Annotated in this window: 19 protein-coding genes; all 19 read right to left on the minus strand. The window is 34.9% G+C overall.

Annotated features, from left to right (window positions below):
* Positions 1-824 (minus strand): hypothetical protein (locus ACT3CE_RS17695; RefSeq protein WP_444711098.1); only part of this gene is annotated, 824 nt, incomplete at its 3' end.
* 705 nt (positions 825-1,529) lie between these two features.
* Complete coding sequence (locus ACT3CE_RS17700) at positions 1,530-1,661, minus strand: hypothetical protein (protein WP_444711099.1); 132 nt, start codon at positions 1,659-1,661, stop codon at positions 1,530-1,532.
* A 477-nt stretch (positions 1,662-2,138) separates the two neighbouring features.
* Positions 2,139-3,299 (minus strand): GDP-L-fucose synthase family protein, encoded by a 1,161-nt coding sequence (locus ACT3CE_RS17705; RefSeq protein WP_444711100.1) that lies wholly within the window; start codon positions 3,297-3,299, stop codon positions 2,139-2,141.
* 1,306 nt (positions 3,300-4,605) lie between these two features.
* Positions 4,606-5,766, minus strand: a complete 1,161-nt coding sequence (gmd, locus tag ACT3CE_RS17710) for a GDP-mannose 4,6-dehydratase (RefSeq protein ID WP_444711101.1) — start codon at positions 5,764-5,766, stop codon at positions 4,606-4,608.
* Between the two features lie 307 nt (positions 5,767-6,073).
* Positions 6,074-6,787: a WecB/TagA/CpsF family glycosyltransferase gene (locus ACT3CE_RS17715; protein WP_444711102.1), complete on the minus strand. Its 714-nt coding sequence runs from the start codon at positions 6,785-6,787 to the stop codon at positions 6,074-6,076.
* Positions 6,788-7,130: 343 nt separating this feature from the next.
* A complete protein-coding gene (locus ACT3CE_RS17720; RefSeq protein WP_444711103.1) occupies positions 7,131-8,069 on the minus strand; it encodes an SGNH/GDSL hydrolase family protein in 939 nt (312 codons plus the stop codon).
* 295 nt (positions 8,070-8,364) lie between these two features.
* Complete coding sequence (locus ACT3CE_RS17725) at positions 8,365-9,537, minus strand: glycosyltransferase (RefSeq protein WP_444711104.1); 1,173 nt, start codon at positions 9,535-9,537, stop codon at positions 8,365-8,367.
* Between the two features lie 99 nt (positions 9,538-9,636).
* A complete protein-coding gene (locus tag ACT3CE_RS17730; RefSeq protein ID WP_444711105.1) occupies positions 9,637-10,638 on the minus strand; it encodes a polysaccharide pyruvyl transferase family protein in 1,002 nt (333 codons plus the stop codon).
* Between the two features lie 12 nt (positions 10,639-10,650).
* Positions 10,651-11,508: a glycosyltransferase family 2 protein gene (locus tag ACT3CE_RS17735; RefSeq protein ID WP_444711106.1), complete on the minus strand. Its 858-nt coding sequence runs from the start codon at positions 11,506-11,508 to the stop codon at positions 10,651-10,653.
* 101 nt (positions 11,509-11,609) lie between these two features.
* A complete protein-coding gene (locus tag ACT3CE_RS17740) occupies positions 11,610-12,242 on the minus strand; it encodes a CatB-related O-acetyltransferase (protein WP_444711107.1) in 633 nt (210 codons plus the stop codon).
* Between the two features lies 1 nt (position 12,243).
* Positions 12,244-13,380, minus strand: a complete 1,137-nt coding sequence (locus ACT3CE_RS17745; RefSeq protein ID WP_444711108.1) for a hypothetical protein — start codon at positions 13,378-13,380, stop codon at positions 12,244-12,246.
* Entirely contained in the window at positions 13,340-14,566 is a 1,227-nt protein-coding gene (locus tag ACT3CE_RS17750; protein WP_444711109.1) for a hypothetical protein, read from the minus strand. The genes ACT3CE_RS17745 and ACT3CE_RS17750 overlap by 41 nt, the downstream gene beginning before the upstream one ends.
* Positions 14,566-15,636: a polysaccharide pyruvyl transferase family protein gene (locus tag ACT3CE_RS17755; protein ID WP_444711110.1), complete on the minus strand. Its 1,071-nt coding sequence runs from the start codon at positions 15,634-15,636 to the stop codon at positions 14,566-14,568. The genes ACT3CE_RS17750 and ACT3CE_RS17755 overlap by 1 nt, the downstream gene beginning before the upstream one ends.
* Before the next feature lie 15 nt (positions 15,637-15,651).
* Positions 15,652-16,644 (minus strand): nitroreductase family protein, encoded by a 993-nt coding sequence (locus tag ACT3CE_RS17760; protein WP_444711111.1) that lies wholly within the window; start codon positions 16,642-16,644, stop codon positions 15,652-15,654.
* 3 nt (positions 16,645-16,647) lie between these two features.
* The gene (locus ACT3CE_RS17765; RefSeq protein ID WP_444711112.1) at positions 16,648-18,204 is read right to left on the minus strand and encodes a lipopolysaccharide biosynthesis protein; all 1,557 of its coding nucleotides are present in this window, start codon (positions 18,202-18,204) and stop codon (positions 16,648-16,650) included.
* A 411-nt stretch (positions 18,205-18,615) separates the two neighbouring features.
* Entirely contained in the window at positions 18,616-19,077 is a 462-nt protein-coding gene (locus ACT3CE_RS17770) for a hypothetical protein (RefSeq protein ID WP_444711113.1), read from the minus strand.
* A 103-nt stretch (positions 19,078-19,180) separates the two neighbouring features.
* Positions 19,181-19,420, minus strand: a complete 240-nt coding sequence (locus ACT3CE_RS17775) for a hypothetical protein (protein ID WP_444711114.1) — start codon at positions 19,418-19,420, stop codon at positions 19,181-19,183.
* A gap of 1,619 nt (positions 19,421-21,039) precedes the next feature.
* Positions 21,040-21,597 (minus strand): hypothetical protein, encoded by a 558-nt coding sequence (locus tag ACT3CE_RS17780; protein WP_444711115.1) that lies wholly within the window; start codon positions 21,595-21,597, stop codon positions 21,040-21,042.
* A 491-nt stretch (positions 21,598-22,088) separates the two neighbouring features.
* Entirely contained in the window at positions 22,089-22,592 is a 504-nt protein-coding gene (locus ACT3CE_RS17785) for a UpxY family transcription antiterminator (protein ID WP_444711116.1), read from the minus strand.
* Positions 22,593-22,713: the final 121 nt, after the last annotated feature.

The raw sequence follows: 22,713 nt of genomic DNA on the forward strand, positions 1-22,713 counted from the left end.
TTTATTTTTAATGCCAAATAATTACTTGGTGTATTCATAAAAGTAAGAAAAGGCAACTGGTTAAAATAAGCCAGCTGAGAACGTACACTCACCACGCTTAGCAGCTCCGACTGCATTCTAAAGGTTACCCCCACCTCGGAGCAGGCATATATCAAACTTCGAATCTCATCCTGATCTAAAGCACCTTTGCAATACATTACCTCATCAAGGGCCTTACCATCTATCACATCGGCCATGTTCTTGTGCTCGGGCAGTACGGTATAGTTTTTTCGGTATTTGGCTCTTATGTATTTGCTATCGCTCATAATGGCCCAGACTTTAAATCCCCAATCTTTGGTATCTATCAATCTATCAATAAAATAATAGGAGTCCTCATCGGCAATTATTAATACCGATCGGGAGTTATACCCTCTGCCACGTAAAGTTTTCATGATCCGATAAATGATCCACTTATATGTATATAGAACAATCAGGTTGCTAATGGCAAATACCATGAGTACCATGCGCGAGATCATATCAAAATCCATAATCACAATTGCTGTAAACACAAAGCCCATGCCGATGCCAACAACAGTCATGTACTCCACCAAAAGGGTTGAATACATTTTTACACGAATCATTTTGCCCAATCCGAAATTATCGAGCAGTACAAACCATAGGGGTGCAATAAATAAAAAGATAATTTTATATTCTCTAAACTCTCCGCCAACAGGCTTTATGAAAGAGTGGGTTCCCCACCAGGCTGCGTAAAAACAGACCAGCGTAATTAATACCTGAAGCCCTACACTGAACTTCTCTAAGGCTGATTCTCGTTCTCTAATCATTGATATAGGGTTTTTTTAGTAAATGGGTATGATATTGTTGTTTATTGTTAATGGGTATTGGATCTTTGATCTTTCGACTTTTCCAGACTTTATTTGATATTTGGGGCTTGGAGCTTGTTTTTTCTTTCTTCCCCTCATTCCCTCTGTCTTTGCGAGGCGGAGGAACGAGGCCGCGGCAATCTGTTTATTTTCTTATGGTGATGATAGCTTTCGCGATGTTTTTAATGACTTTACCTTGCAGTGCTTGATTTTTGATCTTTGATTTTCTTTCTTGTCCTCTAGCCGGACGGGCTCAAACTTTTCCATTGATGAAAAGTTTGCTACCGAACGAAGAGAGATCATGAACACCCGTGAAAATTATTATTGTGAATAACAATCTACCGCGCAGATAAAAGATCTAAAAATCAGATCTCTTCGCTAAAACCTGAAACTCGTCCTTTTAGTCTTTCATTCTTCAAGCCTAACGTTCCTCAAACAAGTCAGGTTTCTTTACGCTACTTTTTTCTGATTTTCTTAACGCTCTTTTCTCTGATGCGGATCCTACCGCTAGCATTCGTCATGCTGAACTTGTTTCAGCATCTCCTGCTTTGGCAATGTCGGGAAAAAGCCGCCGGATAATTTTTAATTCTTCATTATTAATTTTTCTTTGTCCTCATTTCCTCTGTCTTTGCGAGGCGGAGGTACGAGGCCGTGGCAATCTGTTTATTATCTTATGCTGATGATAGCTTTCGCGATGTTTTTGATGACTTTACCTGGCAGTGCAGTGCTTGATTTTCGACCTTCGACCTTTGATTTTCTTTCTTGTCCTTTAGCCGGACGGGCTTTTCCTTTTTCCATTGATGAAAAAGTAAACAAAAAATCTACCGCGCAGATAAAAGATCTAAAAATCAGATCTCTCCGCTAAAACCTGAAACTCGTCCTTTTAGTCTTTCATTCTTCAAGCCTAACGTTCCTCAAACAGGTCAGGTTTCTTTACGCTACTTTTTTCTGATTTTCTTAACGCTCTTTTCTCTGATGCGGATCCTACCGCTAGCATTCGTCATGCTGAACTTGTTTCAGCATCTCCTGTTTTGGCAATGTCGGGAAAAAGCCGCCAGAAAATTTTTAATTATTAATTCTTCATTATTAATTAGCTATCAGCTCCAAGCTTTCCGACACTTCGGGATTGCATTTTGGATTTTCGACCTTTGACCTTTGACCTTTAGACTTTGGATTCCTCATTATTAATTAATTAGCAATCAGCTCCAAACTTACCGACACTTCGAGATTGAACTTTGGATTTTCGACCTTTGACCTTTTCACCTTTCCACCTTTTCACTTTTCCACTTTTCCACTTTCTAAATAATGCTCATACATCAATTTAATTCCTTCCTCGAGTTCTATTTTATGTTTCCAGCCCAGAGCGTGCAGTTTCGATGGATCGGTTAGCTTGCGCATGGTACCATCGGGTTTGCTGGTATCAAATTCTATGATGCCTTTAAAGCCAATTTCCTTTTGAATGGCTTCTGCCAACTGGCGAATACTCAATTCTTTTCCTGTTCCGATGTTGATATGGGTGTTGCGTACTTCGTTCAACGCGGATTCCGCTAATTTTGACGAATTACACGAATGTGATTCTTCCACCACATCTGCAAAATCTCTGTTCTCCATAAGGAATACACAGGCATCGGCCATGTCTTCGGACCAAAGGAACTCGCGCAAGGGTTTGCCGCTGCCCCATAAATCAAGACGAATGTCATTGCGAGAGCTCTGCTCGTGGCAATCTGTCACCATCTGTACACCGTACTTATTTAGCAGCTCTATAATTTCCTTTTCTTCTGCATTCCCATCCACACCTTCAACTGGTCGGCGGTTTAAATCCTCGCGAAGAGATTCCCAATTGTTGTCTTCCAAACATTTTGCCAGATGGATTTTACGCACCATAGCCGGCAATACATGGGAAGTCTCTAAATTGAAATTATCGTTGGGACCATACAGGTTGGTAGGCATCACCGAAATATAATTGGTGCCATACTGCAGGTTGTAGGCTTCGCACATTTTCAGACCTGCGATCTTGGCAATGGCGTAAGGCTCGTTGGTGTACTCCAGGGTATCGGTGAGCAAACAATCTTCGGGCATGGGCTGAGCTGCCATTTTCGGATAGATACAAGTTGATCCCAGAAAGAGCAGCTTCTTCACCCCATGCAAATAGCTCTGATGAATCACATTGTTCTGCATCTGCAGGTTCTCATAAATGAACTGTCCGCGATAGAGGCTATTGGCCATGATACCGCCTACTTTAGCAGCTGCCAGCACCACATACTCGGGTTGCTCGGCATCGAAAAAAGCCTTTACTGCCAGCTGATCCTGCAAATCGAGCTCGGCATGAGTGCGTAGTACCAAATTGGTATATCCTTTGGCTTTTAGGTTATTGACAATGGCCGATCCTACTAAACCTCGATGACCGGCTACGTATATTGTTGAATTCTTATCCATATCTGTATATTTTTATTCGCTCCTCACAAACTTGTCTTTGTGAAGGAGCCTTAGCGACTGACGCAATCTGTTGATTACTTGTAGCCTGCTATTTGTCATTCTGCCCGATTCGAGGAGATTGCTTCGTCGTTCTACCCGATTCGGGGAGATTGCTTCGTCGTCATGCTTCCTCCTCGCAATGACAGTATGAATTGTCATTGCGAAGGAGCCTGTGGCGACTGCGGCAATCTGTTGATTACTTGTAGCCTTTTATTTGTCGTTCTGCTCGATTCGAGGAGATTGCTTCGTCGTTCTGCCTGATTCGAGGAGATTGCTTCGGCTTCGTTCCTCAGCCTCGCAATGACAGTATGAATTGTCATTGCGAAGGAGCCTGTGGCGACTGCGGCAATCTGTTGATTACTTGTAGCCTGTTATTTGTCGTTCTGCCCGATTCGGGGAGATTGCTTCGGCTTCGTTCCTCAGCCTCGCAATGACAGTATGAATTGTCTTTGCGAAGGAGCCTTAGCGACTGCGGCAATCTGTTGATTACTTGTAGCCTGCTATTTGTCATTCTGCCCGATTCGAGGAGATTGCTTCGGCTTCGTTCCTCAGCCTCGCAATGACAGTATGAATTGTCATTGCGAAGGAGCCTTAGCGACTGACGCAATCTGTTGATTACTTGTAGCCTTTTATTTGTCGTTCTGCCCGATTCGGGGAGATTGCTTCGTCGTTCTACTCGATTCGAGGAGATTGCTTCGTCGTCATGCTTCCTCCTCGCAATGACAGTATGAATTGTCATTGCGAAGGAGCCTGTGGCGACTGACGCAATCTGTTGATTACTTGTAGCTCTTTTATTTGTCGTTCTGCCCGATTCGGGAAGATTGCTTCGTCGTTCTGCTTCCTCCTCGCAATGACAGTATGAATTGTCATTGCGAAGGAGCCTGTGGCGACTGCGGCAATCTGTTGATTACTTGTAGCCTGTTATTTGTCGTTCTGCCTGATTCGAGGAGATTGCTTCGGCTTCGTTCCTCAGCCTCGCAATGACAGTATGAATTGTCTTTGCGAAGGAGCCTGTGGCGACTGCGGCAATCTGTTGATTACTTGTAGCCTGTTATTCGTCGTTCTGCTCGATTCGGGGAGATTGCTTCGGCTTCGTTCCTCAGCCTCGCAATGACAGTATGAATTGTCATTGCGAAGGAGCCTGTGGCGACTGCGGCAATCTGTTGATTACTTGTAGCCTGCTATTTGTCGTTCTGCTCGATTCGGGGAGATTGCTTCGTCGTCATGCTTCCTCCTCGCAATGACAGAGGGAATTGGCAATGACAGATTATTCAAAGTAGTTGAGAACCTGATAACCACCTGCTTTCAGGTAAGCATCTTTCTTGAACAGCTTGATGTCCGATTGCATCATGTCTTCAACCAGACCGGCCAAATCGTACTCTGGTTTCCAGCCCAAAACGGTATTCGATTTACTTGGATCACCAATTAGCAGATCCACCTCGGTAGGACGGAAATACTGAGGATCGACCCCTACAATTTCATCCTGATTTTTTACTCTTTCGAGGATTTGAGGCAAATATTGAGCACCCACCTTATCAGTGAAAACTTGCTGATCAACGGCGGTTAAATGACCTTTCTCCTCAACTCCTTCTCCGCGGAAATCGATGCTTAAACCCACTTCTTTTGCGGCCAGCAATATAAAATCGCGAATGCTGGTGGTAATTCCCGTAGCAATCACATAATCCGAAGGCTTATCCTGCTGTAAAATGGCGTGCATGGCGCGGATGTAATCTTTAGCGTGACCCCAATCGCGTTTCGAGCTTAAATTCCCCATATAGGTTTGCTCCTGCATGCCCAAAGCAATACGGCTGATGGCACGGGTTACCTTACGGGTTACAAAAGTTTCCCCTCGTATGGGCGACTCGTGATTAAACAGAATTCCGTTTGAAGCGTGCATTTTATAGGCCTCGCGATAGTTTACGGTAATCCAGTAGGCATACATTTTTGCCACCGCATAAGGAGAGCGAGGATAAAATGGGGTAGTTTCTTTTTGTGGAACTTCCTGCACCAATCCGTACAACTCGGAGGTAGATGCCTGATAAATACGGGTTTTCTCTGTTAGGCCCAGCAAACGAACGGCCTCTAAAATACGAAGCGTTCCCAATCCATCGGCATTGCCCACATACTCGGGTGTTTCGAAACTTACTGCCACATGACTCATAGCCGCTAAGTTGTAAATCTCATCGGGTTGTACTTCCTGTATGATACGGGTAATGTTCATACTATCGGTTAAATCGCCATAATGCAGAATAAAATTACGATTCTCTACATGCGGATCCTGATAAATGTGATCGATTCTATCGGTATTGAACAAAGAAGAACGACGTTTCATCCCGTGAACAATATATCCTTGTTTCAATAAATATTCCGCCAAATAGGCTCCATCTTGTCCGGTAACTCCGGTAATTAAGGCAACTTTTTGTGACATTTTTTTTATTCTCTTTTATCATTGCGAGGGAACCAAAGGCAACCGAAGCAATCTGTTAATTCATTTTTTTCTTTGATAAGTAGTCAGCCATATACTCCTGTATGACCTGCGGTGATCATCACCCTACGGACTTTAACCTTTAACCTTATTCTCTCCAGCTCTGCTGGACCCGAGTATCAATATTCAACTTTTGTATTGTTAATTATTCATTTTATCGTAAACCTGAAGAACCTGTTTGGCGATAGTATCCCAATTATATTTTTTCTCTACAATGTAAATCTTAGTATTTGAATTTATATTTTCATATCTAATTTCTACTAAAAAAATCTATAGTAAACTTCAGAGGAAAAACAAAAGCTGATTCAACATACCGTCTTCGCGTATGTTTTTCCTTATAAAAACGATAAATCCACCGAATATTTAATTTATCAAAGAGTACAGGATAATAATCCAATTTATTCATTGCAATTTGATGAATAAATCCACCACAAGTAAAACCAATACCTAAAAAACCACTATTTTTTGTTTCTACTAAAAAATCTTCTTGCATTGGTGTTCCCATACCCACGATTAAATAATCTGGATTTTTACTTATTATATCTTTAATCGTATTTTTCCGATCAACCTCACCATTAAAATAGCCATCACGTGATCCTACAATATTTAAATCGGGGTAGATCTTATTAATGTTTACCATTGAATTGGTAATTTCATTTTTCTTGGCACCTACAAAATAAATTGTTTTTTTATTTTTAACGATATGCTCTAATAACAAGGATGCAACAGAAGTCATATCAAAACTTCTCCTTTTTACTGTTTTACGATAGTATGTTTTTGTAAACAAAGAAAGAATTCCACCATCCGCAAAAATTCCATCAAATTGATGAAATTTATCTTTCTGATTACTAGCAAGTAAATAGGAAACAGGATTTAAAAAGGTATAGATTTTCCTTTTTTCATTAAATATGGTTTGAAGAGGATAATCATTTGTATTAATGATTTGACGAACAATTTCTTTCATATAATTTAGAAGTTAAAACTACATATATTTTTCAAACTTAATCGACTTACTATTTTCTAGTTTATTGCCTTTCTTAATATATTTTTGCAAAACACAAGATCAACAGGATCATCTTTTATCTGTTCAGATATTGCTATCAAACTATGGTTCAGACATAAACTCTAAAAAAAACTAAGTACCTATCTTACCAGACTTGACTATATCGGTTGGTGTATGATTTCGTAAGGGATTGCGAGCTTCAAACCTATCACGTTGTACCCAAAGATGATGTGGGTGATACCGCTCAAAAACCACTGAAACCCTTATAAATTATAAACAGTGTTGTGTGCATATGTTTTTTTTATTAATTCTTTTTATAGTGAAGCATTTCAGGAAAATCTTTTAAAAATTGCCCCGCCATTACTTTTGCTCCTTCTTTTGTCGGGTGAACACCGTCTGCACAATAGCCATTTTTCCAATTCCCGTTTTCGTCAAATAGTGCTTTTTCAAAATCAACGTAACGATAGCCTGACTTGCGAATGTATTCGTTTTTGTATTTGTTAAACACCTTTGGGCAAGTAGGTACAATTCCAAATATAAGAGTAATGCCATTTTTCTTACAAAATTCTTGTACCTTCTCTGTGTAAAACAACCAACTCACATTATTTATGTATTTGTCACTACCATCGTTCATTCCTAAGCACCACACAAGATACTTTGGTTTACTAACGGTTATTGCAGTACTTAAAAAATCATAAGAATGAATTGATTTACCACCAGGTAATCCATCGCATAGAAAATTTAAACTATCCTTAAATATCCAATATGTCCATCTTGCTGGATTAGCACAACTAACATAACTGTCTCCAAAAATCCATACTTCGTTTTTATAGTCATTGCAAGCAAATGCAAAATCATTTACTTTAATCTTTGAGCCAACAGAACGAATAAAAGGATTATCCATTCCTATAAATTTACTTGAAATCTTAAATGAGTCAATTTTGTTTGTTAATAAGATTCTTGCGCTATCTAATTTTTGGTCAATAGTAATTGACAAATCATTGTTTAGTTGTAAATTGTGTTTGGTTGCAAGTTGTTGTCTAGTACTGTTTGTTTTGATGTAAGCATAAATGCTGTCTTTTGTGAGTTTTAAGTAACTGCTACACCATCTGTTGTTTCCTTTGCCAATATAAAGTGTTTCAAAAAGTTCAACTTTCCCATCGAAATGAATTTGATAATTTTGCTTTATTGCATTATTAATCAATAACTTTTCATCTCCGTCACTCAAATAGAAATTTCTCATTTCTGTTGTTGAAACGACATTTTCAGTATATGAAATAATGTTTCTTATTGCGCGCAAGTGAGGATAAAACAAAACCACAAAAGCAATGCCTAAAATAAATAGCAAAACTGCTGGTACAATAATCTTTTTCTTTGTTATTTTATTGTTTTCTCTATGTTATTATTTATTCTCGTCCGCTTAAATGGTGTCTTTTTTACCATTGCACATAACTAATCGCAATGAGTGTATATCAAATTATTCACTGTAACAACCTTTTGGGGCACTATAAAAAGAAAAATTATCAGCAGGTTAATTTTTAATTTAATTGAGAAAAAAGCTTGTACCACTCTTCTTTAATTGAATTAATAATAAATTCTTTAGATTTTTCAATAGCAGCATTTGCCATTTCATTTAATAATTGTTTGTTTTCAATAAGCTTAATTAAATGTTTTTTGGTTATTTCTTTACTATATGGTGTTGGTGTAATATAACCAGATTTCCCATCATCAATTATATCAAAAACAGCTTCGTAACTACCATAAGCAATAGGAACAACACCATAACTCATACACTCAGTCAACACTAACCCAAACCCCTCAAGATCTGACGTCAAAATAAACAAAGAAGCATCCTTGTAAAATTTTATTGGTGGCTCTACTTGAAATCCTTCAAATCTAACGCGTTCAATTTTATGTTCAGAGACATAGTCTATTAGATTTTGTTTATGCGGACCATCTCCAACTAATACTAATTCCCAATCAGGATAATCTTTAAATAATTCTTGCCAAACTTCAATAATTCTATTAACACGCTTATTAATAAAATCCATACGTCCTACATAAAGAAGTTGCTTCTTCTTTTCTGTCAAATCCATGGGTAAATAATCTACATCAATTGTAATAGGATTACTTATAGCAATGATGGCAGGCGAATCAGATATTCGAGCATATTTCAACAACGATTCTTTAAAACCATTTGATAATAGAATATATTTTTCGTTGTGTTTTACATTATAACGAATACTCCACCTTATAATCTCATCTTTAGTTCTATAAATAAGATAGTTTATTGCCTTACTAATATTATTAGACGATTCTTTAATCTTATCTTGAGCAGTAAGTATTACTTTTGAAGTATAAGGAGAACCGTGCAAAACAGAAACTAATTTACATTTAGTATTGTGAATCGCTCTATTGCAAAGCATTGTGGTTTTATATGGAAGCCCCCACTGATTAATAATTAGATCAATATCTCGAGAAATAATTTCATGATGCAACTTTTTAGCATTTCTTCTAGAATTAGCAGAATAATCCAAAGTTATTAAATCTATGCCGGAAGAGAGTTTATCCAATAATTCCATATTCGGCTGCTCAAATGAAGCAATACAAACATTATGTCCATCTTTCACAAATTCATTTGCTAATACTGTTGTTACAACTTCTACACCTCCGTAACACGGAAAAACACGATATAAAAAAAGTATATTCATTTCTTTTTAATAGATTTCATGTAAACCCCATTATAACTTCATTAAATGAAATCTGTTAACCACATATCTCAAAGTAAGCCATAAAATTGATATAACGATTTATTTTAATACGGATCTTAAAAAATCCATCTGACAATCCTGTTTCTCTTTTAGCCCATCAATCGACACAACCTTTTCAGTGATATCAGACAAACCTGCATTCTCGAAAAGAGCAATTCTAGGTGAGTCTGAATATAATTTGCATTTATTACCAAATGAAAGTGCGGGGATACATGCATGAACTCGATCAGAATGTACTTCGGAAGCATTTGCGTATAATAATAAATAATCTAACGGCGTATCTGATACCATAATACCTTTTTCTGATAATTTCTTAATATTTGAGTATGGATAGGGTTTATGATTAGTAAATATTACATTCTTAAATTCTTTTGAACACTTATCCTTTATACTCTTATGCTTTGGCTCATCAAAATTTATTATTACATAGGATTTATTATATGTATTCACTTTCGTTTCAGCAATTTTATTTACAAAAAATGCATTATCAATACCATTAAAAACATGTTTAGAATAACTTGAATAAAATTCAAATGCCCTACTATCTCTTGTCATTATAGCATGAGGATTAAGTTCCTTCAAATAACTTGATACAAATTTCACTTCATAGTCAGTATAGAAATTACCACTAGCACCTAGAAAGATTAGTTTAGTTCCATTAGAATTAGCTTTTTTTAATGCATTACCGAAGATTTTAAAAAAAGGAACAGTAAGTACACATCCAGGAATTATTAAATAATCTAATTCTACTATATCTAGAAGATTAAAAACGTCTTTTGATTTAACCATTGAATAAGATCGATCATGTAGTTGTTTTGCAAATCTCTGCATTACAGAAACCCATAACCAATGAAAGAGCTTAGATTCTTTTAAAGCCATCCCTCTGCTCATAGAAGAGGCAAAAAATGGGCATTGACTTAATTTAACTATACTAAATTCTTCTGACAACGCACCTTTTAACGTTGCTTCCGCACCTAAATCGATAAAAGCATTCCCTATATTATTGTAAAATACAGATGTAAATAAACCTACAGTTTTCATTTTAATTTTATTTTAAAGAATTGATTTTTGATTATTTACTCTACCAAATTTAATCCATAATTTAGGTAGAAGACACCGAATGTAACACCTCGTTAATACAAAATAAGAAGCGAATATGAAACTTGAATGTTTTCTCCAGTAGTAAAATTCAATTTTAGGTGGCATACCTTTAATTGAATGTAAAGAATTCCATCTCTTTGCTAAAGAATTAGCTGGATCAAAACAAGAATTAAGTGTATCATGACTTTCACATTGTCCGCAATAAATAGGCGCCTCATAAGATTTTACACCTAATTTATTTGCCCTTAAACCATAATCGCTATCGCCCCTTGTATGATTGTAAAAATAATCTAGATTACCTACAATATTGTATACGTATGAAGGAATTAGCACAATATTACCATTAAAACAATCGATCTTTTGAATAGTACCATTGGGGATAACCTTTTTTTGATTTTTTTTTAAACCACCATATGTCATTTGAGTCCGATTAAAGTCTTCAACCGCCCCTGCAATTATTGCTTTATTACTTTTCACATTAGAAGCTTTAAGTAAAATTTCAATGCAATTTTCATCTAAAAACGTATCGTCGTTCAACCATAGATAATAATCATAATTACTCTTAGCTGCTACCTGCCAAGCTAAGTGCATCCCTTTATTCCAATACAAAGTACCGTTTCCATTAATAATATGAACTTGAGGGTATAGTTCTCTAATAGCTTCTGGAGTACCATCTGTACAACCATCATTAGTGAGAAATATATCTAATTTAACATTAGTAGGAAGGTTCAATTGGTAAATTTTCTCTAAACAATTTAATGTTATATCTTTTCTATTGAATACAGTTATAACAACAGCAATAGTTTTCATTTTGTAATAATTATTTAAGTAGAGCGTTCTATTCGATAATAAATATGGACTATATTCGTGTTTAGTGTGCTATCCTCAAGGAGTCCTTAGGAATATAAATATTAAATGGCCATTTTTTTTAGAATATCAAGATTGGTAAAACTTGCTTTATTTTTATTTATCCAATCTAAATCCTTTTCCCACCATTTTAAATTCCTAAGCCATTCAATTGTTTCTTGAGAATAACGATATCCTATAATTTTGGCAGGAATTCCTCCAACAATAGCATAAGGAGGAATATCCTTAGTAACAACAGAACGTGCCATAATAACAGCACCGTCATTAATTGTAATACCTGATATAATTGAAGCCCCATTACAGATCCAACAATCATTGCCAATAACGACTGGATATTTGTTTTCCTTATCAGCATATTTGAACTCTTCAAATTCCGTACCTTCAATAAAATAGGGAGATGTTGACACAAAAGGTTTTTTATAAGGATGCGTTCCATATATCACTTCACATTTGGGACCTATCGACGTAAATCTACCTACTCTTGCCAAAATAGTTGCATTTGTCGAAATATAAGAATGTAAACCAAGATAACCTTTGAAATATGAACCACTCGCAATCTTATTAAACCCCTCAAAAATTGATTCTGTACTTATGTCGGCTTGAAATCCAAAGTTACATTGTTTCCTAAACTTAACCTTACATAATAAATACTTGGTGGTTTTAGTAAAAATATCCATACTATCTTTTAATAAATGATTTTAATAAAGGAATAATACCACAGTCTTTCATAAAACATTTCAGTGAATTAAATCTGTGTGTGTATTTTCCAAAGAATATAGTATCTATTATGGGTTTTTTTTCAACGACTAACGTATCATAAAGAAAAATGCCCGTTCCGTTTATGTTACGCAAAACATTTAATTCTGAAGGAAACAGATTTAGACCATAAGACTTTTCAACACGAAAAGGCAATGATTTCATTGTTAAAATATATCTTGAAGAATATTTGTTACGCGTATTATTAAGATCTAAACAAAGTTCATTGTGGTTTTTATTGAGGAACGAATACAAATTTTTATTTTCAAAAAAGCCATCATATTTTATGCATTCTTCTAGTAATGGCAAACGGTAATTTACCATATTGCCATCTTGCAAAGCTACTACTGTTTGAGAATACTCTTCTTTACTATGAACACCTGCCTCAGAAGTTGGACTTGATAATGAAACGTAAGGGTAAATGAAATATTTATTTTTCTCGATACAATATCTTGTGTGATACTTAAGCCAAGATTTGGTCCATCCCATTAAGGTTTGGGGAATTTTATCAGAAAATGCAAAATCCTTATTTTGTAAAAGCCAATTTTTGAACTCAAACCACTGATCGGCAAACCATATTTGCCCCCATGACTGAGCGCAATTCATAGCATATGCATCGTATTCGTTTTTTACAGGGTTAAATGGTTTCCAATTTTGATAATTTACTGCAAATGAATATAAGCTTACTCCTGCAATGTTCTTATTTTTAGAATATTTTACTACTGATTGTTTTATATAATTATACATACAATTAGACACTACTAAGTCATCTTCTAAAACAACTAAGGCATCGTGTGCAGATAATAGATCACCTGTACTTAAGATATGCCGTTTTAAGCCTAAATTTTCAGCATGTTTAATAACTATTTTTTCCCCATGAGGCCAAATAAATTCGTCACAATATTTTTCAATAATATCATTTCCACTGTAATCAATACTTATGTATAAAGGAATTTTATCATTCGAAAAATTAACTTCTTTTAATGTCAGCAGTAACCGTTTTAACGAGTTCAAACGATTATACGTTATAACAACTATTGCAATATTTTTTTTGTGCATAAACTATTTTATTATTATATACAATATATTGTCGATTTGCTACCTCTGCTATAAAAAGAGATAAAGATAAAATTAAAAAATTACCCTCCCTAAAAATCTCTGCCGTTGTTATACTCGATAATAAAAGATAAAATACAAAAGCGCTTAAATAATATTTGTTTTTATCAACTTTTAAGAACAGAATTTTAATTAAAATAGAGAAAATAGCTATTACTGTAATCCATCCTACGGCAACAGAATAGCCAAAAAGCCCCCAATCTCCATAATACAAATGTTGATCTATAAGATCTTGCATCAAAACACCATATTCAGATTTGTAATACGGAATTCCTGATCCAGTAAACATTTCCAACTGACTTTTGAAATGATGATTCACATAATAATCTAAAGACACAAGTCTTGCATAGTCTGCATTTTCGAAACTATTAGATTTATCTAATTGTTTTTCCAAAATATAATTCAATTGTTCCTCAACAATTGGCACCTGAGAAAGTATAAATAATGATAATAATACTATTGCAGACCAGTACAGTATTCGCCTTGAAAGTCCGTAAGTTTTATACATTAAGAAAAATGTAGAAATAAATAAAGCCACTGTCAGAGTGCGGAATCTCATTATTAACACAGAAATCAAGCATAATAAAACAGTTGCTAGATAAATGTATTTATTATTACTTTTAGTAATAATTTTATTGAAAGATAGAAAATAACCTAAACCAAAAATAGTACTCCCAATAATTCTGAATCGACCATTTTCTGTTAAGTCCATGTCTTTATCGGCTGATTTTAAAAAGACAATACCATAGGGCAATAGTAAATTTTGCAATATGTAAAACAAACTTACAGTAATTGCTAAAAATATGATAATACCTTCTATTGTCTTAATCCTTGGATTTTCTATTTTTAGGTAGAAATAAAAGAAAAGTAATAATAAAAAATATGAAGCGTTGACACTATGCAAAAATGCTTGATTTCTAAAAAAATAAGAGGATAAAACACTTAACAATAACCCAATAAATAAAAAAATATAATTACGATGAAAAAGACCTATTTTCTTAGTAAAACTGTAAAAGAAACACCCTAATGGAATAAATACCACTATTTTTGCAATAAAAAATGAATTAGAGGTTATGCCTAAGAAGTTAAGGTAGAGGAGCAGAAATAAAGTAATTCTTAGTGCTTTCATTATACTCTTAAGTTTTTGTCTAGATATGAAAACATAACATTTTGTTGTATTTCTAATTTTTTATCAACCAATGAATAGTTGATTTTAGATTCATCAATTTTATTATTATCACTTATAAATCGGGATTCCAAATCATAAACTTTTAGCAATGACAAAATTCTTTCATTATTATGACCTGCGTAAGTCCAAAAAGCCTTTTGAAAGATAATAGAAAGTGCAGTGCCATGAAATGACGAAGATACAACGTAATTGGCATGTTTTATGAGAGATAAGAATTGAATTGGATCTATTGTATTAAATATCGAGGATCTCAATGAGTTTATTTCACCTCTAATTTCAATTACTTTAAAATTATTCTCTTTTACCAGTTTTTTCACATGGTTATTGAGGATTGGTGAATTATGAAGATTATAGTAAAGGATATAAGGATATGTAATAACGGGAGTAAGATTTAGACATTCTTCCCACTCTTTCTGGGAAAGTAAAAACACAGGATCGAGTGTATGAAGAATAGGTTTGCTAAATATATTATCCAAATGATCTTTTAATGATTCTTCTCTCACCGAAATTTCATCAAAATTTTGCAGGTAATTTTTCACCTTTATCATATCATCTTGTTTTTTTGATATGACTCCCATACTAGCTGAGAATGCAACTTTTTTATGTGAAGATATCTCTGTCGAACCAAAATAAATCGGACCATAATTATCTCCTAAAAAAGGTTGTTTTCTCCATATTTGATCACTACCATATATGACTAAGTCAAAATTCTTAAAATCACTTACAGGATTAATATGTTTTTCAATAAATGAATTAAACAAATTTATTCTTTTTCTTTTCGACCGGAATTTTATTATTGCATATAAAACATACTTGATTTTATCCTTTAATCCTTTCTTAAAAAATAACGGTAAACTGAAATGGTCATATACTTTAAGGTGTTCTGGGTAATAATAATCAATTACAATAGGATTGTATCCTAATTTACTTAAATACTTCTTTAATGCATAACATTGTAACACAGCTCCATAATTATGAGCTCGATGATATGTTAATATTCCTATTTTCATATAATTATACTGATATTATCTATTGATATTTGTTTTTTTCAAATTATGTCTTTGAGAATTAGCTATCATAAAAGATTCGGGTGGTATACCACATATAACAATAGAAACAAACACTTCAGATTCTTTAATCTTACATAGATTACGCATTATTTTATCTTTTTCTGGACCATGGCTGCAATTTAAGATACATGCAGCAATTCCATAATAATGTAAACAGTATAATAAATTCATAGAATATATTCCTCCATCTATAAAAACCTGGTTTCGTTCCGCAACCCCCTCAAAAACTCCAAGTTCTCCTGCAACTACAATTATTTTGTTTGCAAGATGACCAAACCCTCTATTTCCTCCTTGTGCATCTAATATTTTCTCTATTTGATTTTTTTCTGAAAACGAATAGGTACGCCATGATTGACGATTACATGCAGAAGGAGTATTCTTAGCCAGTTCCAAAACCTCTATGATTTTCTTCATTGGAATATTTTCGCTAGAAAAGTTTCTAACACTTGCTCTTGAATTAGAAAATTCGTAAAAATTTTCATAGCGATTATAAAAAAAATCACTTTTTGTAATTTCTTTTTGCTTACTTGGCAAAAGGCTTATTTGTTTATGCTCAAGTTTTTCCATAGCCGCTAGTATAGCAGCTTCTAATTTAAATTTATTTCTATGAAATTCTTTATACTCTAAAACAACCTGTATTGCATGCGTAAGCTGCTCTTCTTCACTACCATAACCATCAATATATTGAATACACAACTCGCAAAGTTGAATTATTCTTTCTTTACCAAATCCTAATCTCGGGTTTGGCATAGTTAAACCTTTTTCAATAACATGGTATATGGTTATAATTTGACCTAACAATTTCTCAGGTGAATTGTTGCCATTGGAACGAGAATAAACACTATACCTTTGGAAATCATATTTGAATGCTCTAAACATATTTTTCTTGGATATAATCCAAGCTAACATTGTATTTGGCAGTATTACTTTCAATATTTTTACCAACATAATTTAATGTATTTTTTTCTTAATTGTTTTTTGAAGTATATTGTATGCATAACTACGTTCAACAGGTGTTAATCCAATTAATAAACTCGACGTTAAAGAACTAATTAAACCTAAAAAACTGACAAGTAAAAAACGATATATACCTTCTTCCAATTTAAACAATGTTACCATTGGAATTATATATGCGATAAGGCTAACCAATATTATTATAAAAATGATGCTTCTTATAAATTTTATAATAGATAAACCAACCATTTGCCGTAATAAAAGAAGCCTGATAAATAAACAAACGAATGAATTAACAATTGCAATATACAATACAGATTGTGGGGGATAATTCATTTTTAGAAAAAAATAAGAAACAGGTATATTTGCCAACATCATACCTCCTACAGTTACTTGATATAACTTAATTTTCCCTGTAGCCTGGGCCGCAGTCATTAAAGGATATGATAAAGAATCAATTAAAGAAGTAATAATTATTAAACGAGTAAAAGTAATAACATACTCAGGTATTTCTTTTAACCATACAGTCAATATAAATTTTGTTTCCAATAAAGCTGGCATAGAAAGCATAAACAGTAATAAATATGAAAATTTAGAACTTCGAAAAACTAAACTTAGCATATTTTCATTTTCCCCATTGGCATAATATTTTGTAATTTGGGGGCGCGTAGCTGTCATGAAATTAGAAACAAATTGATTGATTGCATTACTAATTTGATAAGCTATTGCTCTTGCTGCATTTACAACTGGACCAAAAAAGATATTTAGAAGTATATTAATACCCTGATTATTAAATAAAGCTGCTAGAGATCCAAACAAATTCCAACCTGAATAACCAATCAACTTCTTAAATAAAGCTTTATTCCAATAATAACTATAAGTACATTCCTGTAGTTTCTTTTTGCAATATCGTCGGTAAACAAAGGTAATCAACAAGGTTACCCCAAACGTGAGCACTGCATAGAGTTTTAATTTATCGTATGAAAACAGCACCAAAAAATAAACAACTACCAATTTCAAAATAGCTTCAAGAATACTTACATAGGCATAAACCTTCATACGCTCGTGTGATATAATGGCTGCATTATAAGGCACAGTAATCATGGTTATCATAAACGAAAAGATGGTAAATTGATATACCCAATTTGCTGCATCCTTGCGTTCCATAGGTATAGCTAATTGAGTATTTAAAAACCACAAACCGACCGTTTCAGCAAGGATTAAAATAAGAATAGCAATCAGCCCATAAATGGTCATGGTCATACTAAAAGTTTTCTTCAACTGATCGTAATTTTTTCGTCCCAACTCAAAAGCAAAGAAACGTTGCGAAGCTGAAGCCATAGTATTACTTAAAAAAGAAAACATAACAATAATTCCACCTACGACATTATATAACCCGTAATCAACAGCCCCTAATGTATCTAAAACAATTCTAACAGTATAAAGGGAAACTCCCATTATAAGGAGCATCCTAAAATAAAGCAAAAGTGTATTTTTAGCAATGCGCTTGTTGTTTTCGATAGATTTACTTTCAACTGTTTTTGCTTCTTGCATTCTTTAATTTAAAATGTATTTCTACTGTTAGGGCCGCAAAGCTATTTCTAATTCCTTCTAAAAAATCTTGGCTTGGTACTTATTTGCTTCGTTTTGGTACTTCTGAGCTAGCTCTTCCTACTAAAAAGGTGGGCTTTGGTACTTAATTTCTTCGGCTTGGTACTTCTGAGCATCGGCCTGGCAGCTTTTTGCTCCGGTTTGGTACTTATTTACTCCGGTTTGGTACTTCTGAGGTACCCCCCCACCCTGTTAAATAGGAAGTAAGGTTTAAAAGTGTAAAAGTACAAGAGTGTAAAGGTACAAAAGTGTAAAAGTACAAGAGTGTAAAAGTACAAGATTGTAAAGGTTAAACTTTTCTAGATTCTTAAAAAACCCCAGACAGTGGGTAAATATTACTGTATATCTATTTTTTTACTTTTTAGAGTTACCGGGGAATCTTTTACTTAGATCCTCGTAGATCATATCTGTTCCAGGCACGCCCGCTTTTCCGGCTCCCTTCACGTAATTGTAAAATGCAAGTGCGCTAATGTACGCTTCACTTCCTGATAATAACATGGTATCGTCGAGAAGGTCGGTTAATTGTTGCAGCGGTCCGAACACTTGCTTGAGGGTTTGCACCGCTTCCAAATCCACTTTAAGTTCTTCAACTTCCAGATAAGGAGGCACTAAATTTGGATTTGCGATCATGTGAGCGTGAGCTTTACTAACGAAAGCAAAAGTTTTATCTCCCATTTTCGGGATCTCGCGGCGATCGTCAGCCGAAAGATTCTTTAAATGGGGTAGTAATTTCTCATTCAATATTTGAATGGCATCCTTAACGGCAACTAGGTCTGCCTCTGGAATTGCTACTGATACTTGGTTTGTAGTAATCATTTTCTTTTTGCTTATAAATTAAAATCACTGTCTGGGATTCTATTATGTATTATAAAATACCTATCTAATGTACAATGATTTAGGCTTATTTAAAAACTTTTTACTAACAAAATAAAAATCGCAGGTTAAACAGAGCTTTATCTAATGGTCTTATCCTATTGCCATTAGTGCGCTTTGCCTTGTAAGTATGCTGTATTGAGGGTTTAAGTATTATGTTGTTTTTATTTTTATTTTCTTCGCTAGTTTTATAATTGTTTTTCTGGCTCTTGTTCCTTTTTACTTGTTCCTTTTTACTTGTTCCTTCTCTTTGTCCTCTAGCCGGACGGGCTTTTCCTTTTTCCATTGATGAAAAAGTAAACAAAAAATCTACCGCGCAGATAAAAGACCTAAAAATCAGAACTCTTCGCTAAAACCTGAAACTCGTCCTTTTAGTCCCTCATTCTTCGGATCTAACGTTCCTCAAACACGTCAGGTTTCTTTATGCTACTTTTTTCTGATTTTCTTAACGCTCTTTTCTCTGATGCGGATCCTAAGCCGCTAGCATTCGTCATGCTGAACTTGTTTCAGCATCTCCTGCATTGGCAATGTCGGAAAATAGCCGCCAAAAATTATTAATTTTTAATTCTTCATTATTAATTTCTCTTTGTCCTCATTTCCTCTGTCTTTGCGAGGCGGAGGTACGAGGCCGCGGCAATCTGTTTATTATTACTTCACCTGGCAGTGCTTGATTTTTGACCTTTGATTTTTGATTTTCTTTCTTTGTCCTCTAGCCGGACGGGCTCTTTAAACTTTTTGATTCATTTATAATTTTCACGGGTATTCATAATCTCTCTTCGTTCGGTACTTGATAAAAAAGTTACAAAAAATCAAGACTGCGCCAATCGGTGACCCATCACGCTTTAAAGGCTAAACAGAATAATATTCGCTCGTTCCTCACTCATGGAATTCTGTTTTTAACGCCTTCTACAGCTATGGGTTCCCCACCTGCTTTGGCAATGTCGAAAAATAGCCACCAGAAATTATTAATTCTTCATTATTAATTAGCAGTCAGCTTCCCGGCACTTCGGGATTAGATTTTGGATTTTTGACCTTCGACCTTCGACCTTTGATTTTCTTTCTTTGTCCTCTAGCCGGACGGGCTCAAACTTTTCCATTGATGAAAAGTTTGCTACCGAACGAAGAGAGATCATGAACACCCGTGAAAATTATTATTGTGAATAACAATCTTCCGCGCAGATAAAAGATCTAAAAATCAGAACTCTTCGCTAAAACCTGAAACTCGTCCTTTTAGTCCCTCATTCTTCGGGTCTAACGTTCCTCAAACACGTCAGGTTTCTTTACGCTACTTTTTCCTGATTTTCTTAACGTTCTTTTCTCTGATGCGGGTCCTAAGCCGCTAGCATTCGTCATGCTGAACTTGTTTCAGCATCTCCTGCTTTGGCAATGTCGGAAAATAGCCGCCAGAAATTATTAATTTTTAATTCTTCATTATTAATTTCTCATTATTAATTACTCTTTGTCCTCTAGCCGGACGGGCTCTTACCTTTTTCAGATGAAAAAGTAAGCAAAAAATCTTCCGCGCAGATAAAAGATCTAAAAATCAGATCTCTTCGCTAAAACCTGAAACTCGTCCTTTTAGTCCCTCATTCTTCGGATCTAACGTTCCTCAAACACGTCAGGTTTCTTTACGCTACTTTTTTCTGATTTTCTTAACGCTCTTTTCCTGATGCGGGTCCTAAGCCGCTAGCATTCGTCATGCTGAACTTGTTTCAGCATCTCCTGCATTGGCAATGTCGGAAAATAGCCGCTGGAAATTATTAATTTTTAATTCTTCATTATTAATTAATTAGCAATCAGCTCCAAGCTTCCCGACACTTCAGAATTGGATTTTGGATTTTCGACCTTCGACCTTCGACCTTTGACTTTTTTGACCTTTGACTTTTTCGACCTTTCGATCATCCCCTAAAACATAAGTGCCAGGCCGATGCTTGCATTTCGGGTACCTACTTCGGCGAAGGTAAGCCAGCGGTAGTTTAGTTTGTATCGAACCCCTGTGTGAGCTCCGTAATAGGCTTCAGGATCTTTATGCTCATTAAATACACCATCTAAATCAACTCCTAAATCAAGCCCCACATACCAGTCCCAATTGTTAGCTTCAATCCGATTTTCTTTAATCAGGTGATAGTTGGCACGAGTTCCCACAGTGAGGTCTCTCCCCTTAGAGAGGGAAGACTCTTCGAAATATACATCAGCCTGTAAACCAATTGAAAAACGGTCGGCAATACGGTATTCGTACATTCCCTCTATACCAAAACCTCCACTATACTCGGGACCTGTGGTAATTCCACCAGATAGAATGCTTTTTCCAAACATATTATCGTTTAAAACATATCTCGATTCCACCACAGACTGAGGGTTGGCAACATCTGCATCCTTCTTTTTATTTGTAGCCTTCAGGTTTAAAGCACAGAACAACAAGCTTGTCAGTACAATTAGGTTTATGATATTTTTAGAGTTCATAATTAAATAATATATAGATATTTGTAAATTGTTTTTATTCTATAATGATAATATTATCAGCACATTACAATATAGATTTTGATATAGGAATGCTAACACTTTCAAAAATACACAAAAAGATGAAAATATTGTGTTAAATCAAAAGATAATATTATCTCTCCAGAAAAAGCTAGTAGGCATTATAATTGCTTACTCCTTTAGCCAGGAAGATTCTAAGTTTGATAGTAAGCTTAAATTTTATTGTTTCTTTAACCGTAATTCTATCCCATTAAACAATTAAAACAAAAATACTCAACAGCTTCTTCATCTTTTATTTACTGATATACAAAATAGCCAAATGCTATGGCAACAGAATACTGCAAAGGCTTTGTCGGGATATTTGAATTTCTTAAACCGGATAGTTCATAGGGAAAGCAGCTCGGTCACTTTTTACATTCAAAAAAAAAACCAATTATTCGTTATGATAAATTTATAAAATGGAATTTAAACGATTAAATACTTGTTTGTTTCACTTCCTCAATTTTTATTTCGGTACTCAGGCAGGTTCCCAAACTATCGAATCGTAAAACCAAACGGTGCCTGCCTCTAATCTGAGTAATCTCACCTGTGGCTCCCTTTAGCGAACCGCAGATAACCTCTACCCGATCACCGGCTTTAAGATCGGCACTGCTAAACTCGAGTTTTCTATTTTCATCTTTCAGGAAGATCCGAAGAGCCTCAATTTGCTTCTCGGGTATGGGTACCGCTTTACCGCGGATGCTTACGTAGCAAACGGCATAATTCGAAAGCAGAGCCTGATGGTATTCTTTGGCCGAAACCCTAACAAATACATAGGACGTGAAAAGTGGTGATTCCACCCATTTTTTTCTGTCGCTCCAGGTTTTGAGTTCCTTTTTTAAGGGCAGGTAAGCTTCAATTCCCGCATCCAATAAATCCTGGTATAACTTTCGCTCCGAGCGCGATTTTGTATATATGGCATACCAAAAATACTCCATCTTGCTATTTATCAATCTTCTCTCCTGCACACCTTAATACGGTAAAATATAAATATTCCAAATAAATTTTTAAACAACAAAGCATAATAAAACCATCTTTGAAATTATAATTTAACTCACA

The organism is Marinifilum sp. RC60d5 (genome assembly GCF_052400665.1).
In the GTDB taxonomy this organism is placed as follows: Bacteria; Bacteroidota; Bacteroidia; order Bacteroidales; family Marinifilaceae; genus JBQTGK01.

What these genes read in the sequence shown, in the direction of transcription:
- ACT3CE_RS17725 (WP_444711104.1), bottom strand. Translation starts at nt 9,537, where the DNA reads ATGAATATACTTTTTTTATATCGTGTTTTTCCGTGTTACGGAGGTGTA.
- ACT3CE_RS17730 (WP_444711105.1), bottom strand. Translation starts at nt 10,638, where the DNA reads ATGAAAACTGTAGGTTTATTTACATCTGTATTTTACAATAATATAGGG.
- ACT3CE_RS17705 (WP_444711100.1), bottom strand. Translation starts at nt 3,299, where the DNA reads ATGGATAAGAATTCAACAATATACGTAGCCGGTCATCGAGGTTTAGTA.
- ACT3CE_RS17740 (WP_444711107.1), bottom strand. Translation starts at nt 12,242, where the DNA reads ATGGATATTTTTACTAAAACCACCAAGTATTTATTATGTAAGGTTAAG.
- ACT3CE_RS17770 (WP_444711113.1), bottom strand. Translation starts at nt 19,077, where the DNA reads ATGATTACTACAAACCAAGTATCAGTAGCAATTCCAGAGGCAGACCTA.
- ACT3CE_RS17700 (WP_444711099.1), bottom strand. Translation starts at nt 1,661, where the DNA reads ATGGAAAAAGGAAAAGCCCGTCCGGCTAAAGGACAAGAAAGAAAATCA.
- ACT3CE_RS17745 (WP_444711108.1), bottom strand. Translation starts at nt 13,380, where the DNA reads ATGCACAAAAAAAATATTGCAATAGTTGTTATAACGTATAATCGTTTG.
- ACT3CE_RS17720 (WP_444711103.1), bottom strand. Translation starts at nt 8,069, where the DNA reads ATGAGAAATTTCTATTTGAGTGACGGAGATGAAAAGTTATTGATTAAT.
- ACT3CE_RS17750 (WP_444711109.1), bottom strand. Translation starts at nt 14,566, where the DNA reads ATGAAAGCACTAAGAATTACTTTATTTCTGCTCCTCTACCTTAACTTC.
- ACT3CE_RS17735 (WP_444711106.1), bottom strand. Translation starts at nt 11,508, where the DNA reads ATGAAAACTATTGCTGTTGTTATAACTGTATTCAATAGAAAAGATATA.
- ACT3CE_RS17765 (WP_444711112.1), bottom strand. Translation starts at nt 18,204, where the DNA reads ATGCAAGAAGCAAAAACAGTTGAAAGTAAATCTATCGAAAACAACAAG.
- ACT3CE_RS17715 (WP_444711102.1), bottom strand. Translation starts at nt 6,787, where the DNA reads ATGAAAGAAATTGTTCGTCAAATCATTAATACAAATGATTATCCTCTT.
- ACT3CE_RS17775 (WP_444711114.1), bottom strand. Translation starts at nt 19,420, where the DNA reads ATGGAAAAAGGAAAAGCCCGTCCGGCTAGAGGACAAAGAGAAGGAACA.
- ACT3CE_RS17780 (WP_444711115.1), bottom strand. Translation starts at nt 21,597, where the DNA reads ATGAACTCTAAAAATATCATAAACCTAATTGTACTGACAAGCTTGTTG.
- gmd (WP_444711101.1), bottom strand. Translation starts at nt 5,766, where the DNA reads ATGTCACAAAAAGTTGCCTTAATTACCGGAGTTACCGGACAAGATGGA.
- ACT3CE_RS17760 (WP_444711111.1), bottom strand. Translation starts at nt 16,644, where the DNA reads ATGTTGGTAAAAATATTGAAAGTAATACTGCCAAATACAATGTTAGCT.
- ACT3CE_RS17755 (WP_444711110.1), bottom strand. Translation starts at nt 15,636, where the DNA reads ATGAAAATAGGAATATTAACATATCATCGAGCTCATAATTATGGAGCT.
- ACT3CE_RS17785 (WP_444711116.1), bottom strand. Translation starts at nt 22,592, where the DNA reads ATGGAGTATTTTTGGTATGCCATATATACAAAATCGCGCTCGGAGCGA.